General features: G+C 64.4%; 13 protein-coding genes. 7 read left to right on the top strand and 6 right to left on the bottom strand.

The annotated features are described in order from the left end of the window. Window positions 1–250: 250 nt before the first annotated feature. From ACVW1C_RS21320 to ACVW1C_RS21305, 4 genes are all read left to right on the top strand, one after another. A complete protein-coding gene (locus ACVW1C_RS21320; RefSeq protein WP_456760089.1) occupies window positions 251–736 on the top strand; it encodes a (2Fe-2S)-binding protein in 486 nt (161 codons plus the stop codon). A 90-nt stretch (window positions 737–826) separates the two neighbouring features. After that, window positions 827–3166, top strand: a complete 2340-nt coding sequence (locus ACVW1C_RS21315; RefSeq protein ID WP_456760088.1) for a xanthine dehydrogenase family protein molybdopterin-binding subunit — start codon at window positions 827–829, stop codon at window positions 3164–3166. Window positions 3167–3179: 13 nt separating this feature from the next. Beyond that, window positions 3180–3980, top strand: a complete 801-nt coding sequence (locus tag ACVW1C_RS21310) for an FAD binding domain-containing protein (RefSeq protein ID WP_456760087.1) — start codon at window positions 3180–3182, stop codon at window positions 3978–3980. Window positions 3981–4229: 249 nt separating this feature from the next. Continuing rightward, window positions 4230–5342: a CaiB/BaiF CoA transferase family protein gene (locus tag ACVW1C_RS21305; RefSeq protein ID WP_456760086.1), complete on the top strand. Its 1113-nt coding sequence runs from the start codon at window positions 4230–4232 to the stop codon at window positions 5340–5342. A 71-nt stretch (window positions 5343–5413) separates the two neighbouring features. Here the strand turns inward: ACVW1C_RS21305 and hppD are convergent, their stop codons facing one another. Then, a complete protein-coding gene (gene hppD / locus ACVW1C_RS21300; RefSeq protein ID WP_456760085.1) occupies window positions 5414–6532 on the bottom strand; it encodes a 4-hydroxyphenylpyruvate dioxygenase in 1119 nt (372 codons plus the stop codon). A gap of 123 nt (window positions 6533–6655) precedes the next feature. Between hppD and ACVW1C_RS21295 the strand changes: the two genes are divergently transcribed. Both ACVW1C_RS21295 and ACVW1C_RS21290 read left to right on the top strand, forming a co-directional pair. Then, window positions 6656–7132: an Lrp/AsnC family transcriptional regulator gene (locus tag ACVW1C_RS21295; RefSeq protein WP_456760084.1), complete on the top strand. Its 477-nt coding sequence runs from the start codon at window positions 6656–6658 to the stop codon at window positions 7130–7132. An 84-nt stretch (window positions 7133–7216) separates the two neighbouring features. Continuing rightward, window positions 7217–7528, top strand: coding sequence for a DUF1272 domain-containing protein (locus ACVW1C_RS21290; RefSeq protein ID WP_456760083.1), 312 nt, complete (start codon window positions 7217–7219; stop codon window positions 7526–7528). Window positions 7529–7693: 165 nt separating this feature from the next. Here the strand turns inward: ACVW1C_RS21290 and fahA are convergent, their stop codons facing one another. From fahA to ACVW1C_RS21265, 5 genes are all read right to left on the bottom strand, one after another. After that, window positions 7694–8965 carry a fumarylacetoacetase gene (gene fahA, locus ACVW1C_RS21285; RefSeq protein WP_456760082.1) on the bottom strand — a complete coding sequence of 424 codons (1272 nt, stop codon included), beginning with the start codon at window positions 8963–8965 and terminating at the stop codon, window positions 7694–7696. A 208-nt stretch (window positions 8966–9173) separates the two neighbouring features. Further along, complete coding sequence (hmgA, locus tag ACVW1C_RS21280) at window positions 9174–10520, bottom strand: homogentisate 1,2-dioxygenase (RefSeq protein ID WP_456760081.1); 1347 nt, start codon at window positions 10518–10520, stop codon at window positions 9174–9176. Further along, window positions 10520–11476, bottom strand: a complete 957-nt coding sequence (locus ACVW1C_RS21275; protein ID WP_173639538.1) for an MBL fold metallo-hydrolase — start codon at window positions 11474–11476, stop codon at window positions 10520–10522. Before ACVW1C_RS21275 ends, hmgA begins: the two co-directional genes overlap by 1 nt. A 221-nt stretch (window positions 11477–11697) precedes the next feature. Further along, window positions 11698–11925 (bottom strand): DUF2783 domain-containing protein, encoded by a 228-nt coding sequence (locus tag ACVW1C_RS21270; protein WP_456760080.1) that lies wholly within the window; start codon window positions 11923–11925, stop codon window positions 11698–11700. Window positions 11926–11934: 9 nt separating this feature from the next. Continuing rightward, a complete protein-coding gene (locus ACVW1C_RS21265) occupies window positions 11935–13560 on the bottom strand; it encodes an FAD-dependent oxidoreductase (protein ID WP_456760079.1) in 1626 nt (541 codons plus the stop codon). 197 nt (window positions 13561–13757) lie between these two features. Between ACVW1C_RS21265 and ACVW1C_RS21260 the strand changes: the two genes are divergently transcribed. Further along, window positions 13758–14318, top strand: coding sequence for a MarR family winged helix-turn-helix transcriptional regulator (locus ACVW1C_RS21260; protein ID WP_456760078.1), 561 nt, complete (start codon window positions 13758–13760; stop codon window positions 14316–14318). The last annotated feature ends 133 nt before the right edge of the window (window positions 14319–14451 follow it).

Genomic DNA, 14451 nt, shown 5'->3' with positions numbered 1-14451 from the left:
GGCGGTTTCGACATGGCGCAAACCATATCGGCCGGCGGAAAATCCGTTGCGCTGCGGCGCGATTTCGTCGCGCCGGAGCACGCCAGAAGCAGCTTGCAAATTGCCCCTCGAACGGCTGCCTGCTAGGATCGCAGCCACTGCCCGCCGCCTTTCATGACAGGGCCGCGACTACGACTTTGATCGCGGTTACGGCCCAAATGAAGCGTGGTCTACTGGGCCCATAACGAAGCTAAGCTATTGGGAGAAACGCGTGTCTACAGTCAAACTGACGGTAAACGGCAAGGCGGTCTCGGTCGACGTCGAGGACCGAACCCTCCTCGTGCATCTCTTGCGCGAAAACCTCAACCTCACCGGCACCCATGTCGGCTGCGATACCAGCCAGTGCGGCGCCTGCGTCGTCCATGTCGATGGGCGGGCGGTCAAATCCTGCACCATGCTGGCCGGCCAGGCGGCGGGCTCCAACGTCATCACCATCGAAGGCCTCGCCAAGGGCGACGAGCTGCACCCGATGCAGGCGGCGTTCCGTGACAATCACGGCCTGCAGTGCGGCTATTGCACCCCCGGCATGATCATGTCCGCGGTCGATATCGTGCATCGCCATGGTGGCAAGCTCGACGAGGAAACCGTTCGCCACGAGCTCGAAGGCAACATCTGCCGCTGCACCGGCTACCACAACATCGTCAAGGCGGTGCTCGATGCAGCCGGCCGCATGAACGTCGCGCAGGCCGCCGAATAGCCGGCCCACGCAGTACACACGATCAAGCTCATCACCGCCGGTCTCGATGGAAACGGCGGCAAATCGAATCTCCGTCGGGAGGACTAGACCATGGGTGTTGAAGGAATTGGCGCACGCGTCGTGCGCAAGGAAGATCGCCGGTTCATTACCGGCCAGGGACGTTACGTCGACGACGTCAAAATGGTGGGCATGAGCTACGCTCACTTCATCCGCAGTCCGCATGCGCATGCCAAGGTCAAGGGCATCAACTCCACCGAGGCCATGAAGATGCCCGGCGTGATCGCGGTGCTGACCGGGCAGCAGATCGTCGACGACAAGGTCGGCAATCTGATCTGCGGCTGGGCCATCACCTCGAAGGATGGTTCGCCGATGAAAATGGGCGCGTGGCCGGCGATGGCGCCGGAGACCGTGCGCTTCGTCGGACAGGCGGTCGCGGTCGTGATCGCCGAGACCAAGAACCAGGCCAAGGACGCCGCCGAAGCCGTCGTCGTCGACTATGAAGAGCTTCCCGCGGTGGCCGACATCAGGGCCGCGATCAAGTCGGGCGCGCCGCAACTGCATCCGGAGGCCCCCGGCAACATCGTCTATGACTGGCATCTCGGTGATGAAGCCGCGGTCAAGGATGCGTTCAGCAAGGCTGCCAATGTGGTGACGCTGGACCTCACCAACAACCGCCTGGTGCCGAATGCGATGGAGCCGCGCGCAGCGGTCGCGCATTACGACCAAGCCGAGGAGCACTACACGCTCTACACGACCTCGCAGAATCCGCACGTCGCCCGCCTCGTGCTGTCGGCGTTCTACAACATCGCGCCCGAGCACAAGCTGCGCGTGATCGCCCCCGACGTCGGCGGCGGCTTCGGCTCCAAGATCTACATCTATCCGGAAGAGATGGTGGCGCTGTGGGCCTCGAAGAAGGTGGGTCGCCCGGTGAAATGGACCGGTGATCGCTCCGAAGCCTTCCTCACCGACGCGCATGGCCGCGACCATGTCTCGAAGGCCGAGATGGCGTTCGACAAGGACAACAAAATCCTTGGCCTGCGGGTCAAGACCCACGCCAATTTCGGCGCCTATATGTCGTTGTTCTCCTCGGCGGTCCCGACCTATCTCTATGCGACACTGCTGTCGGGCCAGTATGTGATCCCGGCGATCTATGCCGAGGTGATCGGCGTCTACACCAACACCACGCCGGTCGACGCCTATCGAGGCGCCGGCCGCCCCGAGGCGAGCTATCTGCTCGAGCGGATGATGGAGACTGCCGCGCGGCAGCTGAAGGTCGACCCGACCGAACTGCGCAAGAAGAACTTCATCAACCAGTTCCCGTACCAGACACCGGTCATCATGGCCTATGACATCGGCGACTTCCACGCCTCGCTCGATGCCGCGATGAAGGCGATCGATTATGCCGGCTTCCCGGCCCGCAAGGCCAAAGCGAAAGCCGACGGCAAGCTGCGCGGCATCGGCGTCTCCTGCTACATCGAGGCCTGCGGCATCGCGCCGTCGAAGGCGGTCGGCAGTCTGGGTGCCGGCGTTGGCCTGTGGGAATCGGCCGAGATTCGCGTCAATCCGGTCGGCACCATCGAGGTGCTCACCGGCTCGCACAGCCACGGCCAGGGCCATGAGACGACGTTCTGCCAGATCATCGCCGAGCGGCTCGGCGTGCCGATCAGCCAGGTGTCGATCGTGCATGGCGACACCGACAAGGTGCAGTTCGGCATGGGCACCTACGGCTCGCGCTCGATCGCGGTCGGCGGTGCGGCGATCGTAAAGGCGATGGAGAAGGTGGAAGCCAAGGCCAAGAAGATCGCGGCGCATGCGCTCGAGGCCTCCGAGAGCGACATCGTGATCGAGAACGGCGAGTTCAAGGTCACCGGCACCGACAAGTCGATCGCGCTGCCGATGGTCGCGCTCGCGGCCTACACCGCGCACAATTTGCCTGACGGCATGGAGCCCGGCCTGAAGGAGACGGCGTTCTACGACCCGACCAACTTCACCTTCCCGGCCGGCGCCTATATCTGCGAGCTCGAGGTCGATCCCGGCACCGGCAAGACCTCCTTCGTCAACTTCGTGGCAGCGGACGATTTCGGCCGACTGATCAACCCGATGATTGTCGAGGGCCAGGTCCATGGCGGCCTGGCGCAGGGCATCGGCCAGGCACTGCTGGAAGGCGCGGTCTATGACGGCACCGGCCAGCTCGTGACCGCGTCGTTCATGGATTACACCATGCCGCGCGCCGATGACCTGCCGTCGTTCCAGCTCTCCCACACCACGACGCTGTGTCCGGGCAACCCGCTCGGCGTCAAGGGCTGCGGCGAAGCCGGCGCGATCGGCGCCTCTGCTGCCGTGATCAACGCGATCACGGACGCCATCGGCAACAACAAGCTGGAAATGCCGGCGACGCCCGATCGCGTCTGGCACGCCATTCACGGTTGAGGGAGGAAGAGCCATGTACGAGACAAATTATCACCGCGCTTCCTCGGTCGCCGACGCCGCGGCCACGTTTGCCAAGGGCACGGAATCCAAATTCCTTGCCGGCGGACAAACCCTGCTCCCCGTGATGAAGCAGCGTCTCGCCGCCCCGTCCGACGTGATCGACCTTTCCAAGGTGCAGGAGATGATCGGTATCGAGGTTTCGGGCGACACTGTCACCATCAAGGCCGCGACGCCGCATTACGATGTGGCGCAAAGCGATGCGGTCAGGAAGGCAATCCCGGCGCTTGCCAATCTGGCCTCGATGATCGGCGACCCCGCCGTGCGTTATCGCGGCACGATCGGCGGCTCGCTCGCCAACAACGACCCGGCGGCGGATTATCCGGCGGCGGTGCTGGCGCTCGGCGCGACGGTCAAGACCAACAAGCGCTCGATCCAGGCGGATGACTTCTTCAAGGGCCTGTTCACGACGGCGCTCGAGGATGGTGAGATCATCACGCAGGTCACGTTCCCGATCCCGGCCAAGGCGGGTTATGCCAAGTTTCCGAACCCGGCCTCGCGCTTCGCCCTGACTGGCGTGTTCGTCGCCAAGACCAAGTCGGGTGACGTCCGTGTCGCCACGACCGGTGCATCGCAAAGCGGCGTCATGCGGGTACCGGCGATCGAGCAGGCGCTGAAGGCGAATTGGGCGGCCTCGGCGCTCGACAGCGTCACGATCGCGGCGAGCGGCCTGCTCGCCGACATCCACGGCTCGGCTGACTACCGCGCGAATCTGGTGAAAGTGATGGGACAGCGGGCGGTGACTGCCGCCGGCTGATAGCGCCTAAATACAAGTCGAGCGGCGGCGCGCAGCGATGCGCGCCGTTCGCGTTTTACCGCCGCCTCGTTTTACCGGCACTTCGGGGCAAAAGACGCTTGCCTCATCGCGCGTTCGGCGAGACAATTTAGCTAATCAGCTAATTAAAAATTCCGTCCCACGGACGGCTGGGAGAACGCATGACATTCGGCGCCAAGCCAGCCGTAAGCATCTCAGCCGCTTAACGCCCCACAACGAACGGATAACAACGTGCTCGATAAACCTGCCTCCCAGACCGCCACTCGCATTTCGGGCCCGCTCGCCGGCTTCCGCATCGTCGAATTCGCCGGCATCGGCCCCGGCCCGTTCGCCTGCATGTTGCTCGCCGATATGGGTGCCGAGGTCATCACCCTCGATCGGGTCGGCGCTGGCAAGAATTTGAAGGCGGTGGCAACCCGCGGCCGCAAGGTCATCGAGCTCGACCTCAAGAACAAGACGACGATCGCTGAAGTGCTCGACCTGCTCAGCCACGCCGATGCGCTGATCGAAGGCTTCCGCCCCGGCGTGATGGAGCGCCTCGGTCTCGGCCCGGATGTCGTGCTGGCGCGCAATCCGAGGCTGGTCTTCGGCCGCATGACCGGCTGGGGCCAGGAAGGCCCGCTGGCGAACGCCGCCGGCCACGACATCAACTACATCTCGATCACCGGCGCACTCGCTGCAATCGGACCTAAGGAGAAGCCGGTGCCGCCGCTCAATCTGGTCGGCGATTTCGGCGGCGGTGCGCTGTATCTCGTGGTCGGCGTGCTCGCCGCGCTGCTGGAAGCGCAGAAGTCCGGCAAGGGCCAGGTGGTCGACGCCGCGATGTGCGACGGCGCGGCCTCGCTGATGTCGATGTTCTACGACATGCGCGCGCAAGGCCGCTGGAGCGGCGGCCGCGACCAGAACTTCCTGGACGGCGGCGCGCATTTCTACGGCGTCTACGAATGCTCCTGCGGCAACTTCATCTCGATCGGCTCGATCGAGCCGCAGTTCTACGCGCTGCTGCGCAAGCATGCCGACCTGACCGACGCCGACTTCGACGCCCAGATGGACCGCAAGGCCTGGCCCGCGCTGAAGGAGAAGCTGACCAAGGTGTTCAAGAGCAAGTCGCGCGCGGACTGGTGCACAATCATGGAAGGCACCGACATCTGCTTCGCGCCGATCCTGACCATGGAAGAGGCCCCGAAGCATCCGCACATGGCCGCCCGCCAGGTGTTCGTCGAACGTCACGGCGTCACCCAGCCCGCCCCCGCGCCGCGCTTCTCGCGCACGCCGTCGGCGATCCGCGAGCCGGAGCTGGCCAGCATCGGTGACGTGACGAACGCGTGGAAGGCGGGAAAATAGCCTCGCTGTCGTCCCGGCGAAGGCCAGGACGACAGCTTCGACCTTGCGCCGGCGAACGCCCCTTGCGCTACTCAGGCCGCGTGATCGACCTTCAGCACGCCGCGGCGGATCTGGTCTTCCTCGATCGATTCGAACAGCGCCTTGAAGTTGCCTTCGCCGAAACCGTCGTCGCCCTTGCGCTGGATGAATTCGAAGAAGATCGGCCCGATCGCATTCGCCGAGAAGATCTGCAGCAGCACCTTGGTCTGGCCGCCGGCGACCACGCCCTCGCCGTCGATCAGGATGCCGTTGGTCTTTAGCCGCGCGACGTCCTCGCCATGTTTCGGCAGGCGGGCGTCGATCCGCTCGAAATAGGTGTCGGGCGGCGACGGCATGAACGGCAGGCCGTCCGCGCGCAGCGTCTCCACGGTGCGGTAGATGTCACGTGCGCCGCAGGCGATGTGCTGGATGCCCTCGCCGTGATAAATGTTGAGATATTCCTCGATCTGCCCGGAATCGCCGGCATCCTCGTTGATCGGAATCCGGATCTTGCCGTCCGGGCTGGTCAGCGCGCGCGAGAACAGGCCGGACGCGCGGCCCTCGATGTCGAAGAAGCGGATCTGGCGGAAGTTGAACAGCTTGGCATAGAAGCCGGTCCAGACATCCATGCGGCCGCGATGGACGTTATGGGTGAGATGATCGATGTAATACAGGCCTGAGCCTGCGGGACGCGGATTCTTCTCTCCGAGCCACTCGAACTCGGCATCATAGGCCGAACCCTTGGCGCCGTAGCGGTCGACGAAATACAGCAGGCTGCCGCCGATGCCCTTGATCGCGGGCACATCGAGCGTCTTCTCCGCGGACGACACATCCGCCGGCTCCGCGCCGAGCGCGATCGCGCGCTCATAGGCCTGCTTCGCATCGACCACGCGGAACGCCATCGACGGCGCACAGGGGCCGTGCGCGGCGACGAAGTTGAAGCCGTGAGTACCCGGCTCTTCGTTGACGAGATAGTTGATGTCGCCCTGGCGATAGACCGTGATGGTCTTGGCCTTGTGGCGGGCGACCGCGACAAAGCCCATCAGCTTGAACAGGCCATGCAGCTCGCCGGGATTGGGGTGGGCATATTCGACGAACTCGAAGCCGTCGGTGCCCATCGGGTTCTCAGTGCTGATTTCGGCCAGTGGCGCATCGTGCGGAAACGGTCCCATGGCGGTAACTCCCTGATTTGTCTGGAAGTTAGTTTCCGTCACCTGCCGCGCAACGTGCGTGCAAACTGGCCCCTTATTTGCTAGAACTACGCACGATCCGTGCATGAAATGGACATTCTACGCATGCCAGACGTCGATGCCTTCGACCTCAAGATGCTCGCCGCGCTGCAGGATGACGGCCGGCTGACCAACCAGCAGCTCGCCGACCTGGTCGGGCTCTCCGCCTCGCAATGCTCGCGGCGGCGGATGCGGCTGGAGGAGGAGAAGGTGATCTCCGGCTATCACGCCGACCTCGCCGGCGAGGCACTCGGCTTCGGCCTGATTGCCTTCATCCACATCACGCTCGCGACCCACTCGCCCGACAACGCCAAGCGGTTTCGCGAGCTGGTCAACCGCGTTGACGACATCCAGGAAGCCTATGCGCTGACGGGCGATGCCGACTATGTGCTCAAGGTGATGCTGCGCGACCTGAAGAGCCTGTCCGACATCGTCAACAACGTGCTGATGCCGCACCAGAGCGTGGCCCATGTGCGCTCATCGATCGTGCTCGATCGCCTGAAGGAGAGCACCAAGCTGCCACTAAAATCGCTCCAGGCGTGATGGCTCAAATCGAGGGAATTCCGTCATTCGCTTCGGTGGCACGACCTGCGATCATTCCACCAACATCCAGTTAGAGAGACGACCATGGCGCTGCAGCTGCGACCGAACTGCGAATATTGCGACAAGGACCTGCCACCGAGCGCCACCGACGCGCGGATCTGCTCCTATGAATGCACGTTCTGTGCGGATTGCGCCGAAACCAAGCTCGGCAATGTCTGCCCGAACTGCGGCGGCGGCTTCGCGCCGCGGCCGATCCGCCCCGCCAAGCCGTGGCGGCCGGGCGTCTGCATCGTGAACCAGCCGCCGTCGGACAAGCGGGTACACCTGAAATACAGTCTCGATGAGTGTGCGGCGCACACGGCGCGCTTGAGGGATATCAGGCCGGAGGAACGGTGAGGCTGCACGGCTGTCGGGCACCTTCCCCCTGAAAGGGGGAAGGTGGGATGGGGGTCAAGCCGCGAGTGCTGGCGTTGGTGGAGAGAGCAGATCCCCACCCGGCTTGCTGCGCAAACCGACCTCCCCTTTTCAAGGGGAGGTGGAGCAGCGCAAGACGGCCAACAGCTACTCCGCCGCGACGATCGTGCCTTCGACCTCGCCAAAGCCGATGCGATAGCCGTCGCCCTGGCACCAGCCGCGCATCACGAGTGAATCGCCGTCCTCCAGGAACGAGCGCGTGACGCCGCTGGCGAGTTCGACCGGCTCGGTGCCGTTCCAGGTGATTTCCAGGAGGCTGCCGCGCTGATGCTTTTCGGGACCGGAGATCGTGCCGGACCCTAAGAGATCGCCGACATTCATCGCGCAGCCGCTGGATGCATGGTGCACGAGCTGCTGCACCGACGACCAGTACATGTATTTGAAGTTGGTGCTGCAGATCGTCTTCGCCTCGTTCATCGCTCCGGCGCGCAGCGCGACGTCGAGTTGCATGTCGTAATTGTTCGGCTGGGTCGGCTTCAGGTATGCGAGCGGCTCCGGCTCTTGCTTCGGACCCTGCATCCGGAACGGCTCCAGCGCCTCACGCGTCACCACCCACGGCGAGATCGAGGTCGCGAACGCCTTGGCCTGGAACGGGCCGAGCGGCACGTATTCCCATTGCTGGATGTCGCGCGCGCTCCAGTCGTTGAGGATGACGAAGCCGAAGATCATCTCCTCGGCCTGCTTCTCGGTCAGCATCTCGCCCATCGCTGATGCCTGTCCGACGACGACGCCCATCTCGAGCTCGAAGTCGAGCCGCTTGCAGGGGCCGAAGCTCGGCACCTCAGCGGTCGGCGGCTTCAGCTGGCCACGCGGCCGCCGCACCTTGGTGCCACTCACCACCACCGTCGAGGCGCGGCCGTTGTAGCCGATCGGCATGTGCAGCCAGTTCGGCTGCAGTGCATTGTCCTTGCCGCGGAACATGACGCCGACATTGGTGGCGTGCTCCTTCGACGAATAGAAATCGGTATAGCCCGAGACGGCGAACGGCATGTGCAGCCGGACGTCCGCCATCGGCACCAGCGCCCGCGCCCGCAATTCCCTGTTGTCGCGCAGTTCGGGATGATCGGCGCGCAACAGCTCGCTGATCCGCGCCCGCGTCGCCGACCAGACCTTCGGCCCGAGCGCCATGAAGGCATTGAGCGACGGCTGCGAGAACACGCCGAGCGGCCCGACGTCGAGCCGCGCGTCCTGTTCGAGCTCCCAGAGGTCGAGCACATAGTCGCCGATCGCGACGCCGACGCGTGGCGCAAGGCCGTCCTTCGACGAAAACACGCCGTAGGGCAGGTTCTGGATCGGGAAGTCCGAAGTGGGCGCGATGTCGATGAAGGAGCGGAGCTTTGGGTCGTTGGGGTGGGGCATGGGGGTTCCGATGTGCAATCAAGTGCAACAGCTGATCTTCTTGATCCTCCCCTGGAGGGGGAGGGTCGACGCGAATGAAATGCGCGGCGGGGTGGGGTGACGGTCTATCCGCGAACACATCGCCCGCTTGAGAGATCACCCCACCCCGTTTCGCATTCCGCTTCGCTGCATGCGAACCGACCCTCCCCCTCCAGGGGAGGGTGAATGCTTACGGCTTGGTCGGGTCGAACTTCTTCTCCAACCCCTTCCAGCAATCCGAGTAGTCGTCCTGCAGCGTCGCCGAGGTCGCGGCATGCTGCGTCACCCGCTGCGGGTAGCGCGTCTCGAACATGAAGGCCATGGTGCCGGTCAGCTTCACGGGCTTGAGCTCGCCATTGCTGGCATGCTCGAAGGCTTCACGATCAGGGCCATGCGGCAGCATCATGTTGTGCAGCGAAATACCCCCGGGCACGAAGCCCTGCGGCTTGGCGTCGTAGACGCCGTAGATCAGGCCCATGAACTCGGACATGATGTTCATGTGGTACCACGGCGGCCGGAAGGTGTTGTCGGCCACCATCCAGCGTTCCGGGAAGATCACGAAGTCGATGTTCGCGGTGCCGGCGGTCTCCGACGGCGAGGTCAATACCGTGAAGATCGACGGATCGGGATGATCGAACGCGATCGCGCCGACCGGCGAGAAGGTGCGCAGGTCGTACTTGTACGGCGCATAATTGCCGTGCCAGGCGACAACGTCGATCGGCGAATGCGGCAGCGTGGTCTTGAACAGCGCGCCGCCCCACTTCACGTAGAGCTCGGTCGGCGTGTCCTTGTCCTCGTAGGCAGCCACCGGCGTCAGGAAGTCGCGCGAATTGGCCAGGCAGTTGGCACCGATCGGGCCGCGCTCCGGCAGCGTGAAGGCGCCGCCGTAATTCTCGCAGAGATAGCCGCGCGCAGGGCCATTCGGAATCTCGACGCGGAACTTGACCCCGCGCGGGATCACCACGATCTCGCCCGGCTCGGCATCGATCCGGCCGAACTCGGTGACGAGGCGCAGATTGCCCTGCTGCAGCACGAACATCATCTCGCCATCGGCATTGTAGAAATGCTGATCGACCATCGATTTGGTGATGAGATAGATGTGCGCCGCCATGCCGGCCTGCGTATTCGCGTCACCGGCCGTGGTCATGGTCTGCACGCCCTGCAGGAAGGTCATGTCCTGCTTCGGGATCGGAGCAGGATCCCAGCGCAGCTGCGCGATCGGCATGTCGTATTCGTGGCACGGCGCGGTGCGCCACAGCCCGGCATCCGCCTTGGCGAAGCGGCCGGAATGCCGCACCGACGGACGGATGCGGTAGAGCCAGGAGCGCTCATTGGTGCCGCGCGGCGCCGTGAACGGCGAACCCGAGAGTTGTTCGGCATAGAGCCCATAGGCGCAGCGCTGCGGCGAGTTGCGCCCCATCGGCAGCGCGCCGGGCAAGGCCTCGGTCTCGAAGCTGTTGCCGAAGCCGGACATGTAGCCCGGCGTGACTTGCCCCGAGCTGCGAACGATCTGATCAGGCGAGGTATTGATGTTCATCATGATCCTCCTTGCAGGGCGGCCCACATTTCCTGGTCGCGCTTGTCGGTCCAAATCACGGGATCGTCGATCCCGGACGCCTCGTCATAGGCGCGCGAAACGTTGAACGGCAGGCAGTGCTCGTAGATCGCAAACTTCGAGAATTTCGGATCCATCACCTCGCGCGTCGCCGCCATCGACTCCTTCAGGCTGCGGCCCTTGGCAACGGACGATTCGGCGGCGCCGTAGAGCGTGGTGACGAAATCGCGGGTCATCGCGATCGCATCGCGCCCGGTCTCGAGGCCCTTTAGCGCATCGCCGCGGCCCGGCGCGATCGCCTTCGGATTGAAGGCGCGGATCTCGTTCAAGGTCATCGGCCATTCGCGCAGATGCGCGTCGCCGCAATAGCAGGCCGAGTGATACTCGATGAGGTCGCCGGAGAACATCACCTCGGCATCCGGCACCCAGGCGACGATATCGCCCGAGGTGTGACCGGCGCCGAGCTGCATCAGCCGCACCTCGCGCTTGCCGAGATAGATCGACATCTCGCCTTCGAAGGTCAGCGTCGGCCAGGTCAGGCCGGGAATGCTCGCGGCATCCTGAAACAGCCGCGGGAAGCGGCCATATTCGGAATCCCAGTCCTGCTGGCCGCGCTCCTGGATCAGGCGATAGGTCTCCTGCGACGCGACGATGCCCTGTGCGTGATAGGCCGAGGCGCCAAGCACGCGCACCGCATGATAGTGCGACAGCACGACGTATTTGATCGGCTTGTCGGTGACGGTCTTGACCCGCTCGATCACCTTGTTGGCCATCGCGGGCGTTGCCTGCGCGTCGAACACCAGACAGCCGTCCTCGCCGACGATGACGGCGGTGTTGGGATCGCCCTCGGCGGTGAAGGCGTAGAGATCGGTGCCGATCTCGGAGAAGGTGACCTTCTTCTCCGCGAGATCCGTGGTCGATGCAAAACCTTTGGCCATCAGTTCAATCCTGTCTTCATGCACTCCCTCTCCCCGTTCTTACGGGGAGAGGGTTGGGGTGAGGGGCTGTCTCCGCATAAACGGTTACAGATGCGTCCGCGGAAGCTCCCCCTCACCCGGAACGCATCTGACGATGCGTTCCGACCTCTCCCCGCAAGCGGGGCGAAGTGAAGCGAAAGCTGCCGTTCGATTTGATCCACAATCATCCAGGCTTGCCCGTGCTATTGTTGTTGCTGTTGTTGCTGCTGGCTCGTATCCAGCGTACGCCGCTTCGCCAGCGCGATCGCCTCCCGCAGCACGTCGAGATCGCCGATATGGTTGGCGAGCACCAGAACCAGCGCGGCGTCGAGATCGGCGCTCTGCGCCTCTGTGAGGCCGCGATGCGCCTCGACGATGGCGCGGAAGGCGTCATCGGGACTGACGAAGTTCGAACTGGTCGACAGCGCCATGACCGCTCCTCAATTCAGGCCGGCTGCGCGCGCCAACGCCGCATCGAGGGCCGGCCGCGTGACGTTGCGGAAGCGTGCCGCGACATAGCCGTCCGGCCGCAGCAGATAGGCGGTACCGGGCTCGGCATCGTAGCGCTTGCCGGCAAGACCTTGCGCATCGACCAGCCCGCCCTCGCCGCCAACCCGGATGGTGCCGACGCCGTCAGGGACATCGGCAGCCGCGCCATTGCCAAACTCCAGCAGCGTGAAACGCGTTCCCTGCCGGATGAAAACGTCGGTCAGATAGCTGGATCCGCCCTGCTCGGTCACCGGCGCGTCCAGCATCGAGGCGCCCGGCGGCGGGCCGCCGCGCCAGCTGTCGCGATCGGCGGTCGACAGCGGCGTGTCGTAGACCGACGGCACCGACAGCCGGCCGCCATTGACCATGCGCTTGCCGAACTCGGTATCCTCGGCGAGCGACAGCACAGCCTGGCGCAGCCGCGCCTCCTGTTTCGTCACCGGCGCCATGAAATCGGTCGAGCGGGTGGACTCGCGGATGTTCTCATCCGCCGCCGCACTGCGCTCGATATGATAGCTCTCCAGCAAGCCCTCGGGCGACAGCCCGCGCAGCACACGATCGAGCTTCCACGCCAGATTCTCGGCATCCTCGAGCCCGGAATTGGCGCCGCGCGCACCGAACGGCGAGACCTGGTGCGCGGAATCGCCGGCAAAGATCACGCGGCCATGGATGAACCTGGCCATCCGGCGGCACTGGAACTTGTAGAGCGAGATCCATTCGAACTCGAACTTGTCGTGCCCGAGCATGCGCTCGATCCGCGGCCGGACATTCTCCGGCTGCTTCTCGGCCACCGGATCGGCATCCGGATTGAGCTGCAGGTCGATCCGCCAGATGTCGTCCGGCTGCTTGTGCAGCAGCGCCGAGCGTCCAGCGTGGAACGGCGGATCGAACCAGAACCAGCGCTCGGTGGGGAACGCGGCGGTCATCTTGACGTCGGCGATCAGGAACTGGTCCTCGAACACCTGCCCCGCAAAGTCCGCACCGACCATCTGCCGCAGCGACGAGCGGGCGCCGTCACAGGCGACGACAAACGACGCGCGCACCTGGTAGGTGCCTTCCGGGGTCGCGATAGTCAATGCAACGCCATCGTTGCGGCTCTCCAGCGCGATCACCTTGTTGCGCCAGCGCAGATCGATTTCAGGCAACTGCTCGACCCGGTCGACCAGATAGGCCTCGGCGTAGAACTGCTGCAGGTTGATGAAGGCGGGCCGCTTGTGACCTTCCTCGGGAAGCAAATTGAACTGGTAGAGCTGCGAGGCGCCGTGGAAGATCTTGCCGACGCTCCACACCACGCCCTTCTCGACCATGCGATCGCCGACCCCGAGGCGGTCCCAGAACTCCAGCGAGCGCTTCGAGAAGCAGATCGCGCGCGAGCCCTCGCCGATCCGGTCGGCATCGTCGAGCAGCACCACGCGCTGGCCGCGCTGCGCAAGGTCGATCGCGAGCGACAATCCCACCGGCCCGGCGCCGACCACCACGACCGGATGCTCCGCGACGTTGGCGCCCGACCGGTCCTGGTCGGGATGACGGCGATAGCCGAACTGGGTTTTGGCCTGTGCCGTATTGGCTTGTGCCATTGCGTGACCCTGATTGCGTGACCCTGGATGTTCCCGGATGCCGCCGGCTTTTGGCTGCGGCTTGTGCGCCCGGTTTGCGACCAGGACCTTTTGCGACAAAACCTTGCGAGCCGGCCGCAACCTTGCTAAATTAGTCTCACCTGCAACTATCTTAAACTCCCAGTCGGGCTCGCCGTCAACTCAAATTGGAGGAATTTTTGGCCAGGACCTCTGCAAGCCAGCCTCCAGCCCGGCCGCGCAACGCCGTGGAAGCGGACGCGCGCGACAATGCAGCAGCAACCAAGAAGCGCCTCGACCTCTTCCACTTCATGCCGTTCCGCCTGAACCGGCTGGCGGCCGAGGTGTCCTCGGCGCTGTCGAGCGAATATCAGGCGCGCCACGGCCTCGACATTCCCGAGTGGCGCGTGCTCGCCACGCTCGGCTTCCGCAGCGATCCCTGCAGCGCGCAATATATCGCGCATTGCACCCGCACGCACAAATCCACCATCAGCCGCGCCGTCTCCGCGCTGATGGAGCGCGAGATCGTCGAGCGCGTCGAGAACGCGGACGACCGCCGCGAATTCCGCCTGCGACTGACAAAGAAGGGCCAGGCGCTGTATGAGGAGCTGATCCCGCGCCTGCTGCGCAAGGAGCAGGAGATCCTGTCCTGCCTGTCCGCGCAGGAGCGCCGCGATCTCGCAAGCCTGCTCGGCAAGGTCGAGACCAGCCTCGAGCTGGTGCAGACCAGCGAAGAGGCCGACGCGAAGGACGTGTATTAAACCCTGCCGTCGTCCTGGCGAAAGCCAGGAACTATACGCCGCGGCCGGTGTTGCGGACGGGACTCGTCGTTCCTGCGAAGCACAACAAGCGACATTTGTGGTTATAGGTCCTGACTTTCGCCAGGACGACGCT

Source organism: Bradyrhizobium sp. USDA 4011 (assembly GCF_054063415.1).
The sequence above is the reverse complement of the archived record's forward strand: the minus strand, read 5'-3'. Positions and strand labels throughout refer to the sequence as shown.